Annotated in this window: 17 protein-coding genes; 14 read left to right on the forward strand and 3 right to left on the reverse strand. The window is 55.2% G+C overall.

Annotated elements, in window-relative coordinates; all coding sequences use genetic code 11:
- Position 1 precedes the first annotated feature (1 nt).
- From buk to EVJ28_RS05275, 5 genes are read left to right on the forward strand one after another with little or no spacing between them, the layout of a single operon-like run.
- Entirely contained in the window at positions 2 to 1,093 is a 1,092-nt protein-coding gene (gene buk, locus EVJ28_RS05255; protein WP_131470192.1) for a butyrate kinase, read from the forward strand.
- Entirely contained in the window at positions 1,077 to 2,486 is a 1,410-nt protein-coding gene (gene lpdA, locus EVJ28_RS05260; protein ID WP_131458854.1) for a dihydrolipoyl dehydrogenase, read from the forward strand. Before buk ends, lpdA begins: the two co-directional genes overlap by 17 nt.
- Positions 2,487 to 2,509: 23 nt before the next feature.
- The gene (locus tag EVJ28_RS05265; protein WP_070327907.1) at positions 2,510 to 3,508 is read left to right on the forward strand and encodes a thiamine pyrophosphate-dependent dehydrogenase E1 component subunit alpha; all 999 of its coding nucleotides are present in this window, start codon (positions 2,510 to 2,512) and stop codon (positions 3,506 to 3,508) included.
- A complete protein-coding gene (locus tag EVJ28_RS05270) occupies positions 3,508 to 4,485 on the forward strand; it encodes an alpha-ketoacid dehydrogenase subunit beta (protein ID WP_070327068.1) in 978 nt (325 codons plus the stop codon). The genes EVJ28_RS05265 and EVJ28_RS05270 overlap by 1 nt, the downstream gene beginning before the upstream one ends.
- Positions 4,486 to 4,496: 11 nt before the next feature.
- Complete coding sequence (locus EVJ28_RS05275; protein WP_131458853.1) at positions 4,497 to 5,810, forward strand: dihydrolipoamide acetyltransferase family protein; 1,314 nt, start codon at positions 4,497 to 4,499, stop codon at positions 5,808 to 5,810.
- A 41-nt stretch (positions 5,811 to 5,851) separates the two neighbouring features.
- Here the strand turns inward: EVJ28_RS05275 and EVJ28_RS05280 are convergent, their stop codons facing one another.
- Positions 5,852 to 6,628 carry a sporulation protein gene (locus tag EVJ28_RS05280; RefSeq protein WP_131488212.1) on the reverse strand — a complete coding sequence of 259 codons (777 nt, stop codon included), beginning with the start codon at positions 6,626 to 6,628 and terminating at the stop codon, positions 5,852 to 5,854.
- 99 nt (positions 6,629 to 6,727) lie between these two features.
- Between EVJ28_RS05280 and EVJ28_RS05285 the strand changes: the two genes are divergently transcribed.
- The 8 genes from EVJ28_RS05285 (at position 6,728) to EVJ28_RS05320 (ending at position 12,485) form a co-directional block, all read left to right on the forward strand.
- Positions 6,728 to 7,912, forward strand: a complete 1,185-nt coding sequence (locus EVJ28_RS05285; protein ID WP_070327071.1) for a class I SAM-dependent methyltransferase — start codon at positions 6,728 to 6,730, stop codon at positions 7,910 to 7,912.
- Positions 7,913 to 7,946: 34 nt separating this feature from the next.
- Positions 7,947 to 8,375, forward strand: coding sequence for a BrxA/BrxB family bacilliredoxin (locus tag EVJ28_RS05290; protein WP_070327072.1), 429 nt, complete (start codon positions 7,947 to 7,949; stop codon positions 8,373 to 8,375).
- Positions 8,376 to 8,434: 59 nt separating this feature from the next.
- The gene (locus EVJ28_RS05295) at positions 8,435 to 8,776 is read left to right on the forward strand and encodes a DUF952 domain-containing protein (RefSeq protein ID WP_131458485.1); all 342 of its coding nucleotides are present in this window, start codon (positions 8,435 to 8,437) and stop codon (positions 8,774 to 8,776) included.
- A 182-nt stretch (positions 8,777 to 8,958) separates the two neighbouring features.
- Entirely contained in the window at positions 8,959 to 9,750 is a 792-nt protein-coding gene (locus tag EVJ28_RS05300; RefSeq protein ID WP_131458483.1) for a transporter substrate-binding domain-containing protein, read from the forward strand.
- A 56-nt stretch (positions 9,751 to 9,806) separates the two neighbouring features.
- Positions 9,807 to 10,466, forward strand: coding sequence for an amino acid ABC transporter permease (locus EVJ28_RS05305; protein ID WP_201738347.1), 660 nt, complete (start codon positions 9,807 to 9,809; stop codon positions 10,464 to 10,466).
- Positions 10,463 to 11,185, forward strand: a complete 723-nt coding sequence (locus tag EVJ28_RS05310; protein ID WP_070327076.1) for an amino acid ABC transporter ATP-binding protein — start codon at positions 10,463 to 10,465, stop codon at positions 11,183 to 11,185. Before EVJ28_RS05305 ends, EVJ28_RS05310 begins: the two co-directional genes overlap by 4 nt.
- A 38-nt stretch (positions 11,186 to 11,223) precedes the next feature.
- Entirely contained in the window at positions 11,224 to 11,898 is a 675-nt protein-coding gene (locus EVJ28_RS05315) for a metal-dependent hydrolase (protein WP_071397698.1), read from the forward strand.
- On the forward strand, positions 11,898 to 12,485 hold the full coding sequence (locus EVJ28_RS05320) for an HD domain-containing protein (RefSeq protein ID WP_131488262.1): 588 nt from the start codon (positions 11,898 to 11,900) through the stop codon (positions 12,483 to 12,485). The genes EVJ28_RS05315 and EVJ28_RS05320 overlap by 1 nt, the downstream gene beginning before the upstream one ends.
- A 33-nt stretch (positions 12,486 to 12,518) precedes the next feature.
- On the opposite strand, the gene fadH is transcribed toward EVJ28_RS05320, so the two are convergent.
- A complete protein-coding gene (gene fadH, locus EVJ28_RS05325) occupies positions 12,519 to 13,289 on the reverse strand; it encodes a 2,4-dienoyl-CoA reductase (RefSeq protein WP_201738404.1) in 771 nt (256 codons plus the stop codon).
- A gap of 88 nt (positions 13,290 to 13,377) precedes the next feature.
- Positions 13,378 to 14,460 carry an N-acetylglucosaminidase gene (locus EVJ28_RS05330; protein WP_236634062.1) on the reverse strand — a complete coding sequence of 361 codons (1,083 nt, stop codon included), beginning with the start codon at positions 14,458 to 14,460 and terminating at the stop codon, positions 13,378 to 13,380.
- Between the two features lie 67 nt (positions 14,461 to 14,527).
- Here EVJ28_RS05330 and EVJ28_RS05335 point away from each other — a divergent pair, with 67 nt between their 5' ends.
- Positions 14,528 to 15,526, forward strand: coding sequence for an aromatic acid exporter family protein (locus tag EVJ28_RS05335; protein WP_131467868.1), 999 nt, complete (start codon positions 14,528 to 14,530; stop codon positions 15,524 to 15,526).
- The last annotated feature ends 108 nt before the right edge of the window (positions 15,527 to 15,634 follow it).

Below are 15,634 nucleotides of genomic sequence, written 5' to 3' on the forward strand. Positions count from 1 at the left end.
TATGACGAGACAGCTCGTTCTAGCGATCAATCCGGGATCGACGTCAACGAAAGTCGGTTTATTTGAGGGCTCAGACGAAATTTTGTCGAAAACGGTCCGCCACGGAGAAGATGTCACAGGATTGTCACTCCCGGAACAATTGCCTCACCGGGAGCAAGAAGTACGGGACTTGTTAATTGAATCGGGCATCGCCGGCGAATCGTTGTCGGCGATCGTCGGTCGCGGCGGACTGCTCGCCCCAATGACTTCGGGGACGTATGCCGTCAATGAACTCATGCGCGAAGATCTTACGAGTGGGCGCTACGGCGTGCACGCATCCAACTTGGGCGGCTTGATCGCCTATAAGCTCGGAGAATTATTTCAAGTACCGAATTTTATCGTCGACCCGGTAGTCGTCGACGAGATGCATGACTTCGCACGAGCGACGGGCATGCCAGAAATAAATCGACGGAGCATCTTCCACGCCTTGAATCAAAAAGCCGTGGGCAAGCGCTTCGCCGCAGAAAATGGAAGCGATTACAACGAGCTCAACTTGATTATCGCGCATCTCGGGGGCGGCATCACGGTCGGGGCGCACGCGTCCGGGAACGTCATCGATGTGAACAATGGACTCGACGGCGACGGTCCGCTCGCACCGGAACGAGCCGGCTCGATTCCTGTTGGACAGGTAGTAGAACTATGTTATAGTACCAGGTATAATAAAGACGATATGAAACAGAAAATCGTCGGTCGCGGTGGATTGTATGCGCACCTCGGGACGGTCGACGCCATCGAGATCGAAGACCGGATGGCGGCAGGTGACGATAAGGCCGCACTTCTCTATGAGACGATGGCGTACCGAGTCGCCCAAGAGATCTCCAAGCACGGGGCCACGCTGTCAGGGAACGTCGATGCCATCATCTTGACGGGCGGGATCGCCTACTCGGATTGGATGACCGGGAAGATCAAAGACCGGGTCGGCTACTTGGCACCCGTCCACGTCTATCCGGGTGAGGATGAATTGAAGGCGCTCACGGAAGGGGCCCTCCGGATCATCCGGCAAGAAGAAGCTGTAAAAGCATATGAGGGGGATACACATGGCACGAGAATTTGATGTCATCGTCATCGGCGGCGGACCTGGTGGTTACGTCGCCGCGATCAAAGCGGCGCAGGCCGGTAAGCACGTCGCGATCGTCGAGGCGGAAAAACTAGGCGGGACATGTCTACATAAAGGCTGCATCCCGACAAAAGCGCTCTTGAAGGCAGCGCACGTCTATCAAACGGCGAAACATGGCGAAACGTATGGCGTAGAAGTCGGGACGGTCACGTTCAACATGGGACGGGCACAAACGTTCAAACGAGAGCTCGTCTCCGGCCTTGAGAAAGGCATCGAGCACTTGATGAAGCAAGGGAAAATCGAAGTGTTCCGCGGCAAAGCCTCGATCTTGGGACCGAGCATCTTCTCGCCCCAACCGGGAACGGTCGCGGTCGAGGATGAAACCGGCGAGTCGGAGCTGTTGTTGCCGAACCAGTTGATCATCGCGACGGGATCGATCCCCCGGGAGCTCCCAGGGTTGCCGTTCGATCATGAGCGCATCCTCAATTCAGACGACTTGCTCCAGTTCGAGCAGTTGCCGACGTCCATCGCCATCATCGGAGGCGGCGTCATCGGCGTCGAATGGGCGTCGATGCTGATCGACCTCGATGTCGACGTGACGCTGATCGAGGTCGGCGAACGTCTGTTACCGCTCGAAGACAAGGCCGTCTCGCGAGAAGTCGAGCGACTGCTCAAGAAACGCGGCGTGCGTGTGAAGAAAAATGTGACGGTCGACCCGGAACGCACGACCGTGTCAGCGGACGATGTCGCGCTCGCGGTCGGCGACGAAGAGATCACGGTCGACTGTGTGCTCGTCTCGATCGGTCGGATCGCGAATACGGAAGACCTCGGGCTGCAGAACACGTCGATCATCGTCGAGAACGGCGTCATCCAAGTCGACTCGCAATATCGGACGAAAGAACGTCACATCTTTGCGATCGGCGACTGCATCGGAAAACTCCAGCTCGCCCACGTCGCGTCAGCTGAAGGTGTCAAAGCGGTCGAAGCGATTCTCGGTCAAGAACCGACACCGCTCGACTACAACGTCATCCCGCGCTGTGTATATGGTGTACCCGAAGTCGCATCGGTCGGATTGACCGAAGAGGCGGCAAAAGCAGCGGGACACGTTGTCAAGACGGGGACGTACCGTTTCAACGGTCTCGGGAAAGCCCGGATCGAAGGACAGGCCGACGGATTCGTCAAGCTGATCTCAGATTCGGACACTGACGACCTGCTCGGAGTGCACATCGTCGGACCGAAAGCGACAGAACTGATCACTGAAGGCGGGCTCGCCCTCGTCTTGAACGCGACGGCTTGGGAGATGGGTCAGCTCGTCCACCCGCACCCGGCACTGAGCGAAGCATTCCAAGAAGCGGCGCTCGCCGTGGACGGGTTACCGATTCACGCCTAAGGAGGAAACAGAAAATGGAACAAATGACTGTGAATTCATATGAAGAGCTCGGTTTGTCGAAACAAGACCTCACCGCGATGTTTGAGACGATGGTCCGGGCCCGTAAAATCGATGAACGGATGTGGAAATTGAACCGAGCCGGGAAAATCCCGTTCGTCGTCTCGTGTCAAGGACAAGAAGCGGCCCAAGTCGGGGCGGCGTTCGCCCTCGAGAAAGGGACCGACTACATTCTCCCATACTACCGGGACGTCGCCGTCGTCTTGCATTTCGGTCAGACGGCGCGTGACTTGATGTTGTCGGCGTTCGCCAAAGCGGAAGACCCGAACTCGGGCGGCCGGCAAATGCCAGGTCACTTCGGCTCGAAACAACTTCGCATCGTGACGGGGTCGTCTCCGGTGACGACGCAAGTACCGCATGCGGTCGGTGTCGCACTCGCGGCCAAACTGAAAAAAGAAGAGCTCGTCACGTTCGTATCGTTCGGTGAAGGCTCGTCGAACCAAGGGGACTTCCACGAAGGGGCAAACTTTGCCGGCGTGCATAAGCTTCCGGTCATTTTGTTCTGTGAGAACAACAAGTACGCGATCTCGGTACCGCTGTCGAAGCAACTCGCCTGCGAGCGCGTCTCGGACCGGGCGAAAGGATACGGGATGCCAGGAGTGACGGTTGACGGGATAGACCCGATCGCCGTCTACGTCGCCGTGAAAGAGGCCCGCGCCCGCGCACTCCGCGGAGAAGGGCCGACGTTGATCGAGGCGGAAGTCGAACGGCTCGTGCCGCACTCGTCGGATGATGATGACAAGGCGTACCGCTCGTCAGAAGAACTCGCCGAACTGAAAAACCGCGACGGGATCCAGTTGTTCCGGAAGCGATTGCTCGAAGATGGCGTCGCAACCGAGGCCGAACTCACAGACATCGAGACGAAAGTCGACGTCGAAGTGAACGAAGCGACGACGTACGCCGACAAGGCGCCTTACGCGTCACCGGAATCGACGATGGACCACGTGTACGAGGGGGATAACTGATGAAAACGTTTATTGAAGCGATCAACGAAGCAATCCATGAAGAGATGGAACGCGATGAGAACGTGTTCGTGCTCGGTGAGGACGTCGGCGTCCGCGGTGGTGTCTTCCGGGCGACGCAAGGCTTGATTGAAAAGTATGGTGAGGACCGTGTCATCGATGCTCCGCTCGCTGAAAGTGCGATCGCAGGCGTTGGGATCGGTGCGGCCATGTATGGGATGCGGCCGATCGCCGAGATGCAGTTCGCCGACTTCATCATGCCGGCCGTCAACCAAATCGTGTCCGAGGCGGCGAAAATCCGTTATCGCTCGAACAATGACTGGACGTGCCCGATGGTCATCCGGGCGCCGTTCGGGGGCGGGATCCATGGCGCGCTCTATCATTCACAGTCGGTCGAGGGCATGTTCAACTCGACGCCTGGTTTGAAAGTCGTTATCCCGTCCGACCCGGTCGACGCCAAAGGACTGCTCAAGGCGGCGATCCGTTCGAACGATCCTGTCCTCTTCTTTGAGCATAAACGGGCGTACCGCTTGTTAAAGGCGGACTTACCGACTGACGACTATACGGTCGAAATCGGCAAGGCCGCCGTCAAACGCGAAGGCGACGACGTGACGATCATCACGTACGGCCTCTGTGTCCATATGGCCCAAGAAGCCGCGAAGACGCTCGAGGCGGAAGGGATCAGCACGCATATTTTGGATTTACGCACGGTCTATCCGCTCGATCAAGACGCGATCGTCGAAGCCGTCAAGAAGACGGGTAAAGTCCTGCTCGTGACCGAAGACAACAAAGAAGGTAGCATCATCGGGGAAGTTGCAGCCATCATCGCCGAGAAAGCGCTGTTTGAACTCGATGCGCCGATCGAGCGCTTGGCAGGGCCGGACGTGCCGGCGATGCCATACGCGCCACCGATGGAGAAGTATTTCATCGTATCCCCTGAAAAAATTGCGGAGCGGGCCCGTCAGCTCGCTGCGTTTTAAGGAGGGGTCTCATGGAACAGACAATCAAAATGCCACAACTCGGGGAAAGTGTGACCGAAGGGACGATCACGACATTCCTCGTCAAGCCGGGCGACCGGGTCGAAGAGTATGAACCACTCGCTGAAGTCATGACCGATAAAGTGACGGCCGAGATCCCGGCGACGAGTGCTGGGATCATTAAAGAGCTGTTGATTGGTGAAGGCGATACCGTTAGCGTCGGAACACCAGTCTTGACGATGGAAGTCGCAAGCGCTACCGATGAGCCCGCCGAAGTGACAACTGAAGACACGAAGCAGCCGGAACAGGCTGCGGTCGTCGCGACCGTTCCTGTTTCCGCGCCGCCGCGTAATAGAAGCGCGAACGGGCGTTTCTCACCGGCCGTCATCCGTCTCGCGAGTGAGAATGATATCGATTTGGATCAACTCGACGGCTCAGGACTCGGTGGCCGGATCACGCGGAAAGACGTCCTTCGTTACTTATCGGAAGGTCGTCCGCGTCAACCGGAACCGGCGACGCAAGTACCGGTCCAAGAGACGATGACGCAAGTGAAGCTCGATGTGCCAGAAACCGTCACGAAACCGTCCGTCGCGCCAATGACCGCATCGACACCGAATGAGTCGTCAGACCGCATCGAGATGATCCCGACGGCGGGTGTCCGTCAAGCGATCGCGAGCAACATGGTCCGCTCGAAGCACGAGGCACCACACGCATGGCTCATGATCGAAGTCGACGTGACGAACCTCGTCGAGGCGCGCGCCAAATTGAAAGATGAGTTCTTCGAACGGGAAGGCGTCAAGTTGACGTTCATGCCGTTCTTCATGAAGGCGGCGGTCGAGGGTCTGAAGAAACATCCGATGATGAATTCGGAGTGGGCCGGGGACCATATCAAAGTCCATAAAGATATCCATCTATCGGTCGCCGTCGCGGCGAACGATGCGCTCTACGTCCCGGTCATCAAGCATGCGGACGAGAAGAACATCAAAGGGCTCGCCGTCGCGCTTCAAGACGTCGCCGGCCGTGCCCGCGCGAACCGTTTGAAAGCCGACGAGATGCGCGGCGGCACGTTCACGATCAACAATACGGGCGCTTTCGGATCAATCCAATCGGCCCCGATCTTGAACTACCCGCAAGCGGCGATTCTCTCGGTCGAATCGATCGTGAAACGTCCCGTCTGGGTGAACGGTATGTTCGCGGCACGCGACATGGTCAACTTGTGCATGTCGGTCGATCACCGCGTCCTCGACGGTCTCGTCGCCGGACAGTTTTTACAGGCGATCAAACAGTCGCTCGAATCAATCGACCCGAACACGTACACACTTTATTGAGCCAAAAAGGAGCCACGGACGCATGTCCGTGGCTCCTTTCGTTAAATTGACCGTTCAATCAATGACTCGATGTCGCGGCGAATGCGTTCGGGCGAAGATAAGTCGGCCTGTGAGTAACTGAGCCGATGTGTCGACTCATCGGTCCCGGTTAAGTCGGCGAATAGACTGCCTAAACTATGGACGCTCTTGTCGACTTGGATCAACAAGTCGAGGCTCGTCTCGTCTTGGAGCAAGATGACCTCGAGTTCGTCGAGCCGACGTCCGAAACTTGTGCCGTTCGGCGAATACTCGAGCTCTTGAGCGATCGGGAGTCGTCCCGAGCGATGTCTGGCCGGCAGCATCTCGGTGTCGGCTTTTTTTAGCCGGAAACCGATATCGTCGAGCACGTCGAGGATGACTTGCTGCTGCCGATTCGGTTTGACGAGAATCGAATCCTCGTCTTTCGGGTCGACCGCTTGGGCGATATCGAGGCCGGTCTCGATCCATGTCTTCGACTGGCTGACGGAGATCGGTGTGTTGAACGGCACCTCGATCGTGAACGGGATCTCTTTCACTTCGTCCGGTCCGATCATGAACGGCGCCTCGTTCAACAAGATTTTTTCGATTGTGAACGTCGAATACGTCGTCTTGTCGTTGACCTCGTGCTTGTAGAGCGTATTGAAGAAAATGTAGATACGGTCGACCGATTGTTCGACGTTGCCGCCTTTGATGTGGACGACCCCGTCGAGCGTACCGCCGGGAACACAACTGTTCTCCGCAAGGCGCGTATCGACGGTCGCGGCCCCGATTCCAATCGATGAAAGTAACTTTTTAAACATATAATGATCCTCCTTTGACGTTTGCACGTGTTCGTGTAATAGTATGTACGGATGCACGTTTAAAAAGTTTCGAAACTACTTAAAAAAAGGATGAATCAAGTGGAATATACAGATTTGATGGAACGGCTCAACGGTCTGATCGAAGATGGGGAGCTCGTGACGGCGACAATCAGTCAACCACGTCAAAAATCGAGCGATTTACGCCGGGTGAAACTGAAGCCGGTATTGTTGAAAGATGAGTACCACATACAGTTTGAATACCAATTTGAGCGCGTCATGAAACATAAAAACTTACGTACGGAAGAAGCGATCGCAGAGCTTGGACAGCTGCTCGAAAACTTTCGGCAAGGACAGTTTCAGCTGAAAGCGACCGAGCTCCATTTTCAACTCTCGAAAAAGTTTAAAGTGACGTATAAAGAGCGGCCAACGGACGTGAAGCAAGTGAAACTGACGCACAACCGCGAAAAGCAGTACGTGCTGCCGGTCGATGAGCCGGTCCCGTTCCTGATTCGCCTCGGCGTCCAGTCGGCAGATGGGAAAGTGAAGCGTCAGAAGTACGATAAGTTTAAACAAATCAACCGGTTCCTCGAGTTCATCGAGGATTCGATCAAATACCTCCCGACCGACCGGACTGTCCGGATTCTCGATTTCGGGTCGGGCAAATCGTATCTGACGTTCGCCTTGTACCATTTCTTGCATGAGATGAAAGGGTATGACGTACACATCACCGGGCTCGATTTGAAGAAGGAAGTTATCGAGGAGTGCGCCGGAATTGCCCGCGACCTCGGCTATGAACGGCTCGAGTTTCTCGTTGGGGACATTAATGAATTTGAAGGCGAGTCGGCGGTCGATATGGTCGTCACGCTCCATGCCTGCGACGTCGCGACCGACATGGCGCTCGCGCGAGCGGTCCGCTGGGGGGCGAAAGTCATCTTGAGCGTGCCGTGTTGCCAGAAAGAACTGAACCGGCAACTCGAGGCGCCGAGCCTCGACGTCATGCTTCAACACGGCCTCGTCAAGGAACGGTTCGCGGCGCTCGCCACCGATTCGATCCGGGCCGAACTGCTCGGTCTCGTCGGCTATGAAGCGCAGTTGCTTGAATTTATCGATATGGAACATACACCAAAAAACATTTTGATCCGCGCCTATTTAACGAACCGTGAAGCGACCGAAGAGCAGCGCGTCCGCTACAAAGCGTTCAAGTCGTTACTCGGCGCGGACCCGTTCCTTGAAGGTCAGTTGAGCGATAGACTTGTCCTAACCGATCCACAAGACGTAAAATAAAGAAGATAAGACGAAAGTCGAAAGGGGAAACAATATGGATTTTCAATTATACTTTCAAGATGTAGTCGAACAGGCACGCAATGAAGTACGGGCAGCAGGATACACCGAACTGACGACACCGGAAGAAGTCGATGCGGCACTGAAAAAAGAAGGCAAGACGCTCGTACTCGTCAACTCGGTATGTGGTTGCGCCGGTGGGATCGCTCGTCCGGCCGCGGCCTATGTGAACAAGATGGAAGGCACGAAACCGGATCAGTTCGTCACTGTCTTCGCCGGGCAAGACCGGGAAGCGACGGACCGGGCTCGTGAGTATTTCGAAGGGTACGCCCCGTCGTCACCATCGATCGCGCTACTCGAAGATGGAAACATCGTCACGATGGTCGAACGGAGCACGATCGAGTCGTCGACGGCTGAAGAGCTCGTCGAACAGTTACAGACGTTGTTCGATATTTATTACGCGTAATCAATGTGTGGGCGCAAAGGCTTTGCCTTTGCGCTTTTCCTTAAGAAGGGATCGATCGAATGGAACCAGTCGTTAAAATCATGAGTGAGGCGGAATATGCGATCGCCTTGTCGCGAGGTGAGATCAACGAAGAATCGCTCCAAACCGAAGGATACGTTCGTTGCTGCACCCCGCAACAGATCAGTAAAGTCGCGAGGCGCCACTATCACGGGGAGCGGGTCGTGCTCGTCTCATTCCATATTAGCCGCCTCGGCAGCTTGCTCCACTACGAGCTAGATGAGGACGGAGATCGCTATCCTCACGTATATAGCGCCATCCCGATCACGTCGGTAAAACGGGTTCAACCTTATGGGTCGACAGATAACGGTACGGTCACGTATTTCGCTTACGAGCGGATGTGACCGTATTTTTTTTGGATTTTATGCATGAATATACTTTACAATTAATAATTATGTGTATATAGTGGTTGAAGAACAAGTCAGACATATGAAGAGCGGAAGAACTATTGAGACAGAAAAACAAATATGTCATAATTTTGTTAAAGTTCTGACAATTCCATCTTATTGAAAAGGGGAAAATGAACATGAAAAAAAGTTTTCTAGCATTATGTATCGCAGCACTGGCTGCATTTTCGGTCGCCTGTGGCGCCGACGTCAATGAAGGCGGGTCATCGTCGACGAATGAGGAAGACGACAAAGTCCTCGTCATGGGGACGAGCGCGGATTACTTCCCTTATGAGTTCGTCGATACGGCGAGCGGTGACGAGATCGTCGGATTCGATATCGACATCGCCAAACAAGTGGCCGACAACATGGGCTATGAATTGAAAATAGAAGATATGGACTTCGGTAGCTTGCTCGGGGCATTGAACGCTGGACGTGTCGATTTCGTCATGGCGGGCATGACGCCGACTGAAGAGCGGAAAGAGAACGCTGATTTCACAGATATTTACTTTACGGCGAAAAACTTGATTCTATCAAAAGGCGACGCGATTCAAACGCTTGAAGACCTAGACGGGAAACAAGTCGGCGTCCAGCTCGGTTCGATCCAAGAAGGGATTGCCAAAGACCAGATCCCTGGTGCGGAAATCGTCGCCTTGAACAAGATCCCTGAGATCATTCAAGAAATCAAGACAGGCCGCATCGACGCAATGGTCATCGAAGACACGGTCGCGAAGAAGTACCTCGACCAAGACAGCGAGCTATCGACGTTTGAAATCGTTGACGAAGAAGAAGCCGGCTCGGCCGCGGCTTTCCGTAAAGACGATGAGCTCCGCGATCAGTTCAACGAAGAGTTGAACAAATTGATCGAATCAGGAGAAATCGAGAAGTTAGCTCAAAAATGGTTCGAAGAAGAAGCAGCACCAGCTGAATAATTATGGATCAAGGCTGACTGAAAACATCAGTCAGCCTTTTTTAGGAGGAACTTATAATGGATTTTAGTCGGATTTATGATTCTATGCCGTACATTCTTGAAGGGATCCCGGTCATGTTCCAAGTCGTGCTCGTCTCGGCGCTGTTCGGGATCACGTTCGGTGTCGTCGTGGCCACGTTCAAGATCGTGCCGAACCGTCTCGTCAACTTCATCGGACACGCCTACACGGCCGTGTTCCGGGGAACACCGCTCATCTTGCAACTCGCCATCATCCACTTCGGCTTGCCGCAGTTGACGGGCTTTATCACGACACCTTATCAATCGGCCGTCATCGCCTTCTCGCTCAACTCGGCGGCGTACATCTCGGAGATCATTCGGGCCGGGATTCAAGCGGTCGACAAAGGCCAGTGGGAAGCGTCTGACGCACTCGGTGTCCCTTACGTCAAACAGCTGCGCTCGATCATCTTGCCGCAGGCGTTCAAAAACATCTTGCCTGCACTCGTCAACGAGATGATCACGCTCACGAAAGAGTCGGCACTCGTCTCGACGGTCGGCGTCCTCGATATTATGCGCCGGGCCCAAATCGTCGGAGGACAGAAGGCGATCTACTTCGAACCGCTCCTGTTCGCCGGTGTGATATACTTTACGATAGTAATGGTGTTGACATACTTTGGTCAACGTCTTGAAAAACGGTTAAGAAAGAGTGATGGCAGATGATACAAGTAAAGGATTTATACAAACAGTTCGGTGACCTTGAAGTGTTGAAAGGGATTACGACTTCGATTGAAAAAGGAGAAGTCGTCGCCGTCATCGGTCCGTCGGGTTCCGGTAAGTCGACGTTCTTACGTTGCTTGAACATGCTCGAAGTGCCGACAAGCGGAACGGTCAGCGTCGCCGGATACGAGTTGACGAAAAAAGGGGCCAACGTCTCGAAGGCACGGCAAAATATCGGGATGGTGTTCCAACAGTTCAACTTGTTCCCGCATATGAACGTGCTCGACAACTTGACGTACGCACCGATCAACGTGTTGAAAGTCAGCAAGGCTGAAGCGATCGAACGAGCGAAGACGTTGCTCGAGCGTGTCGGATTATCGGAGAAGATCGATGCTTATCCGAGTCAGTTGTCAGGCGGACAAAAACAACGTGTCGCGATCGCCCGGGCGCTTGCCATGGAGCCGAACGTCATGCTGTTTGACGAGCCGACGTCGGCGCTCGACCCAGAGATGGTCAATGAAGTGCTCGACGTCATGAAAGGACTCGCCGATTCAGGGATGACGATGGTCGTCGTCACGCACGAGATGGGCTTTGCCCGTGAAGTGGCTGACCGTGTCCTGTTCCTTGATGAAGGCATCTTGATGGAGGAAGGCAAACCGGCCGACCTGCTCCTCAACCCGCAGACGGACCGGGCCAAACGGTTCTTAGAAAAAGTCTTGTGATGACACGTTCCATCTGACACTAGAAAGGGAGGGTTCGAATGAAGATCACTTACTATGGCCATGCGACAGTCCAGCTCGATATCGACGAAATGAGCGTCTTGATCGATCCGTTTTTGACGAGTAACCCGCATACAGACGTCGACCCGGCGACATTGAAAGCCGACTACATCTTGTTGACGCATGCGCATTTCGACCATATCGAGGACGTCGAACTGATCGCAAAGGAAACGGGCGCGACGATCGTCGCGACACATGAACTCGCGACCTATTACGAGAAAAAAGGCTATTCGGTCCACGGCATGAACATCGGGGGCGGGTATTCCTTCCCGTTCGGCCGTGTCACGATGACGCAGGCGTTCCACAGCTCGAGCCTTGACATGGGCGACGTCCCGGTCTATATGGGGATGCCGGGGGGCTTCATCATCGAGACGAACTCGCTGACGCTTTACCATGCGGGTGATACGGCATTGTTCTCGGACATGAAACTGTACGGTGAACGGTTCGAGATCGACGTCGCCTTCCTGCCGATCGGGGACAACTTCACGATGGGGCCGGTTGACGCGCTCGATGCCGCCCATTGGCTGCAGGCGAAACGGATCGTCCCGATCCATTTCGATACGTTCCCACCGATCAAACAAGATGCACGTGCTTTCTGTGACCAGTTACATCAGCGCGGTCTGTTGATCGAACCGAACACGACGATCGAGATTTGATGACGCGTCAAGCGATTCAAGCTACTGAACGTTTCGTGACGAAGCTTCATACCGGGGATCATACCGGGCATGACATGAGTCATCTCGAACGGGTGCGTCGGCTCGCCGAACATCTCGCTGAAGGGATGGCGGTCGACCCGCTCGTCGTCACACTCGCGGCGCTGCTTCATGACGTCGAGGACGCGAAACTCGGTCGAGCCAAAGGGCTCGTCCGGCATCATCTCGAGACGATCGCCCTCAGTACAAGCCAGACGGACCACGTACTCGCCGTCATCGCGGAGACGTCGTTCTCGCAAGGCAGACTGCCGACGACGCTCGAGAGTGCGATCATTCAAGACGCGGACCGGCTCGATGCGATCGGTGCGATCGGCATCGCCAGGACGTTCCAGTATGCCGGATCACGTGGCACACCGCTCTATGATCCGGACGACCCGTCGAGCGCCATCGCGCATTTTAGTGACAAGCTGCTCTTGCTCGCGGACGGGATGCATACGGACCGGGCGAAAGCGATCGCCCGCGACCGTCACGCGTTCATGACGTCTTTCTTGAAGCGGTTCGAGGCGGAATGGGTTGGCGAAGATATGTAAAACGGCCGAGGAGGGATCCTCGGCCGTTTGGCGTTAAAATGGATGTTTATTGAGCCAATGCCCGCCGTCGAGCGAGATGCATTCACCGTTCAAGTAACGCATCTCATCCGACGTCATCCAGAAAGCGAGGTCGGCGATCTCTTCCGGTGTCCCGAAGCGGCCGAGCGGGACGTTGCGGCGGATGCGTTCGACTTCTTTGACGTGGACGGCGAGTTTGTCGGCCCCGCCGGTCCGTTCGATCGGCCCCGGGCTGATCGCGTTCACGCGGGCCCCGAACTGATAGCCCCATTCGACGGCGAGCGTCCGGGTCAAGTTCAGGACGCCTGCTTTAGCGGCGGCGCTTGGTGCGACACCAGCACCCGCCTGCCACGCGTACGACGCGACCATGTTGATGATCGAGCCGTCACGTAGTTGTTCGCGCTCCCAGTGCTTTCCGAGGACGTGCGTACAGTTGAACGTGCCGTTCAAGACGATGTCGATGACACTCGTCCAACCGTTCGGTGTCAAATCGAGCATCGGACAGACGAAATTGCCGGCGGCGTTATTGACGAGCGCATGCACCGGACCGAATCGTTCGACAATCTGATCGAGCGCTTGGGCGCACGCCTCGTAATCGCGGACGTCGTGTTGGACGGGTAACGCTTGTCCCGCACCGATCGCCTCGAGTTCAGCCATCGTTTCTTGCAGGCGCTCCTCGTTACGGCCGCTGATGGCGACGTTCCAGCCTTCGGTTTTAAATTTTAGCGCCATCGCTTTCCCCATGCCGGACGAGCCGCCGGTAATCCAAATCGTTTTCAAATGAATCTCCCCCTTTGAATGAATGGTCGTTCATTTTTAGTATTCGGGTTTGACTCTAGGGATTCCTGCAAAAAAAACGACGGCCGTTTGGCCGTCACTGGAGCTGTTTCAAATAGTTTAATCCGAGCTCGCGGTCGATGCGATACATCGTCCCGGCGACTTTCTCGCCCCAATACGGATCCGAGGCGTAGAAGACGTTGACACCTTCCTGCTTGTTGCCGGGGAACGGGCCGCGGTCGTAGGATCCGGTCACATACTTCTCGGCGAACAAGCGGGCCGCAGCATCGACACTCGCCTCGACTGAAGAGAACGTCGAGGCGTTTCCGCTCGGGTCGTCATCCGTCGCTTTGAACCCGAAGAGATTATTTTTATCGCGGGCGATCGCGGACGTCCCGTATCCCGACTCGTGACCGGCGACGGCGAGTAAGAACAGGGCGTTAATACCGAACTCGGCTTCGGCGTCCTTGAAGGCATCACCTTTTCCGGTGAGCGGACTGTCACCGAGCGTGGCAAGAAATTGATCGAGTTCACGGGCCGAGTACGGCGATTTGGACTGAATCGAGGCGAATTGGTACGGTGAATCGAAGACGTCCCGGACGTTTTCGGTATAAAACCGGTCCGACGTTTCCTGCGGGGCCGGTCCGACCAAAAACGTCCCAGCCAAGTTCCCGTTCGCTTCGACGGTATGGAGCACTTGTCCGTCCCGCATCTCGTAATAGCCGCGTTTCTCGACGACGGCGTCCGGGTACAGCGTCATGTCGGCCAGCGGTACGTACACGTCGGCACCGGAGATGGTGACTCGCAAATGGTCAGAACCCTTTCCGACGAGCCTAAGCCGGGTGCCGCCGGCGACGTACGACTGCCGCTCCTTGAACGCGGCATCTTTATACAGGTTCGTGACCCGGTCGGTCGGCGTGACGGCGATGCCGGTGCCGGTAAAGTCGATGACTTCGCCGGACGGGCCGAGCAAGGCGCGATTGCCGCCGCGTTCCATATAGGTGCGGGCTTCAGCGAGCGACTCGAAGTGACGGGACGAGACGTCACCATCTGCGAACGTCTCGACGGTGTACGTCCCGTTGCCCCGCTCTTGTAACCAAAGAAAGCCGAAGATGGCAAGTGCTAAGCTGAGCAGGGCGGGCAAGAGCCGGCGTCGTTGTTTTTTCTTCAATAGGATCACTTCCAAACTTGAGGATTGCCAAACAGAGAAAACTAGTAAACAATTTTGTATGAGAGGAGGGAATGATATGAAAATTGGTACACGTACGTTAAAGACGGCGGTCGCGGCGGGGATCGCGATGCTCATCGCTGAGACGATCGATCTCGATTACTACGTCTTCGCGGCCATCATCGCCATCCTCAGCATCCAAGAGACGCGCAAGAAGTCATTCCGGGCCTCATATGAACGTGTCATGGCAAGCTTGCTCGCCATCGGGATGGGCGCGTTGATGTTCACGTTACTTGGCTATTCGCCGGCGACGCTCACACTTTATTTTGTCATGTTCATCCCGCTCGTTCAACAGCTCAAACTGCAGGACGGCATGATCACGAGTGTCGTCATCTTGACCCATCTGTACACCGAAGGACGGTTCTCGCTCGACTTGTTCTTGAACGAACTCCTGTTGATCGCGATCGGGGTTGGCGTCGGGCTCGTCGTTAACATGTATATGCCGACGCTCGATAAAGACATCGAGCGCATTAAAGAGAGTATCAACCGGGCGCTCGCGGTCCACTTCTATGACGTCGCAGCCTGTGTCGAGACCGGTGTGTACAATAACCATTCGATGATGCTGTTGAAGACGCGTGACTATTTAAAGAACGGGAAAGACTTGGCGCTCCGCCGGATGGGAAACTCGATCGGGAAGCGCAACGAAGACATGGACTATCTATACTTTCGGATGCGCGAGCGCCAGTACGATATTTTGAAGCGGATTGCTGATAATGCGCGGGAAATCACGATGGTCGTCAATGAGGCGAAACCCGTCGCCGCGTTTTTACGCCGCGTCGGCGACAACGTCAACGAGCAGGCTGACGCCTCGGCGTTTCTTCGCGAGCTCGAGGACATCATCGACCATTATCGAAAAAACGTACCTCTCCCCACATCGCGTGAGGAATTTGAGGTACGCTCGTCGCTGCTCAATATTTTGTCAGATGTGAAGAGTTACTTGATCTTGAAAGAACGGTACATTCTCCTGTTACAGGAACATGGCCATCCCCGACAAAAACGTGCTAAGCAAGAAGATTGATACGATGACGACGACGCCGATTTGAATGATGCGTTGTCGTTTCTGTTGTTTTTTTCTCATGAGGATCCTCCAAAACGTGTTTGACCTCATTGTACAGAATGGAAAAGG

Origin of the sequence: Exiguobacterium sp. SH3S3, from assembly GCF_004337115.1 — a bacterium.
GTDB lineage: Bacteria > Bacillota > Bacilli > Exiguobacteriales > Exiguobacteriaceae > Exiguobacterium > Exiguobacterium aurantiacum_A.

Bases quoted from the DNA above. Each gene is read 5' to 3' on its own strand.
- EVJ28_RS05315 (WP_071397698.1), top strand. From the start codon at position 11,224: ATGAAGATCACTTACTATGGCCATGCGACAGTCCAGCTCGATATCGAC.
- EVJ28_RS05265 (WP_070327907.1), top strand. From the start codon at position 2,510: ATGACTGTGAATTCATATGAAGAGCTCGGTTTGTCGAAACAAGACCTC.
- buk (WP_131470192.1), top strand. From the start codon at position 2: ATGACGAGACAGCTCGTTCTAGCGATCAATCCGGGATCGACGTCAACG.
- EVJ28_RS05290 (WP_070327072.1), top strand. From the start codon at position 7,947: ATGGATTTTCAATTATACTTTCAAGATGTAGTCGAACAGGCACGCAAT.
- EVJ28_RS05320 (WP_131488262.1), top strand. From the start codon at position 11,898: ATGACGCGTCAAGCGATTCAAGCTACTGAACGTTTCGTGACGAAGCTT.
- EVJ28_RS05295 (WP_131458485.1), top strand. From the start codon at position 8,435: ATGGAACCAGTCGTTAAAATCATGAGTGAGGCGGAATATGCGATCGCC.
- EVJ28_RS05310 (WP_070327076.1), top strand. From the start codon at position 10,463: ATGATACAAGTAAAGGATTTATACAAACAGTTCGGTGACCTTGAAGTG.
- EVJ28_RS05305 (WP_201738347.1), top strand. From the start codon at position 9,807: ATGGATTTTAGTCGGATTTATGATTCTATGCCGTACATTCTTGAAGGG.
- EVJ28_RS05280 (WP_131488212.1), bottom strand. From the start codon at position 6,628: ATGTTTAAAAAGTTACTTTCATCGATTGGAATCGGGGCCGCGACCGTC.
- EVJ28_RS05270 (WP_070327068.1), top strand. From the start codon at position 3,508: ATGAAAACGTTTATTGAAGCGATCAACGAAGCAATCCATGAAGAGATG.
- EVJ28_RS05300 (WP_131458483.1), top strand. From the start codon at position 8,959: ATGAAAAAAAGTTTTCTAGCATTATGTATCGCAGCACTGGCTGCATTT.
- EVJ28_RS05335 (WP_131467868.1), top strand. From the start codon at position 14,528: ATGAAAATTGGTACACGTACGTTAAAGACGGCGGTCGCGGCGGGGATC.
- lpdA (WP_131458854.1), top strand. From the start codon at position 1,077: ATGGCACGAGAATTTGATGTCATCGTCATCGGCGGCGGACCTGGTGGT.
- EVJ28_RS05275 (WP_131458853.1), top strand. From the start codon at position 4,497: ATGGAACAGACAATCAAAATGCCACAACTCGGGGAAAGTGTGACCGAA.